At 63.5% G+C, this 1,178-nt stretch carries 1 pseudogene; it reads right to left on the reverse strand.

Annotated elements, in window-relative coordinates:
• Positions 1-77: 77 nt before the first annotated feature.
• Positions 78-935: pseudogene (tnpC, locus tag L6637_RS42270) on the reverse strand (IS66 family transposase); the annotation flags it as partial.
• Between the last annotated feature and the right edge of the window lie 243 nt (positions 936-1,178).

Below are 1,178 nucleotides of genomic sequence, written 5' to 3' on the forward strand. Positions count from 1 at the left end.
GTACGCATACGACGAAGGCCGCCTGATTGACGCATGCGCGCGAGCACGGCGAGTTCTACGATGGCGTTGCGTGAAGGTCAGGCGGCTTGCTGATCGGCGGACTTGCCGGCTTGGTGCAGGAGCTTCCATTCCCAGGGCAGCAGTTCGCGCAGACGCGAGGTGGGAAGATCGGCGATCCGGGCGAGGACGTCGGCGAGCCAAGCCTTGGGATCGACGTCGTTGAGGCGACAGGTCGTGATCATCGTCAGCATGATAGCGGCACGGTCGGCGCCACGTTGGCTGCCAGCGAAGGTCCAGTTGCGCCTTCCCAAGGCAATGCCTCTCAATGCACGCTCAGCGCAATTGTTGATCAAGCAGATCCTGCCATCGTCGAGGAAGCGGACGAAGCCGTCCCAGCGCTTGAGCATGTAGTTCATGGGCTTCAGGACCTCGGCGGAGCGGGAGAGGCTTTCTCGCTCGCGGAGCAGCCAGGCGTGCATGTCGTCGAGCAGCGGCTTGCTCCGCTCCTGGCGCACAGCACGCCGCTCGTCGGCACCACGGCCGTTGATGGCGCGCTCGATCTCGAACAGGGCGTCAAGACGCCTGACCGCCTCCAGCGCGATCGGGGAGACCGGTTTGCCCTTGCCTTCCCGGGCGGCTTTCTCGATGTCAGCCAGCTCGAAGAATCCCCGCCGCGCATGGGCCAGGCAAAATGCCGGCGTGATCGGCATTGCTTTCCTTTTTGGATCGAACAACGGCTCGAAGCCGCCATAGCAATCCGCCTGCAGAATGCCGGCGAAGGCGGCCAGATGCCTCTGAGGATGTTCGCCCCGTCGGTTGCCCGAGGCATAATAGACCGCCGCCGGCGGCGCAGGCCCGGCGAACGGCCGGTCATCCCGCACATACGTCCAGATCCGGCCGGTCGTGCATTTGCCCTTCGCCAGGATCCGGATGGTGGGGTGAGTAGGCCGGAGGGATTTCACCTCCAGCCTCTCGCAGAACCGGGCGTGAGACTCTCGCCTCACCCGGCTCCCATCAGGCAATCTTGCCGCCATCGCCGAGTTGCCAATGCACAAAGAGCCTGCGGTTCTCACGCGCGATCTTCTCCAGGAAGAGACGCGCGCGTCCTAAACGGTGATGGAAGCGCTTGTACTTTCGCTTCAACCAAATACCTAACGTCTGGTTGATGTAGCGCGCCA

Origin of the sequence: Bradyrhizobium zhengyangense (genome assembly GCF_022012435.1) — a bacterium.
In the GTDB taxonomy this organism is placed as follows: domain Bacteria; phylum Pseudomonadota; class Alphaproteobacteria; order Rhizobiales; family Xanthobacteraceae; genus Bradyrhizobium; species Bradyrhizobium zhengyangense.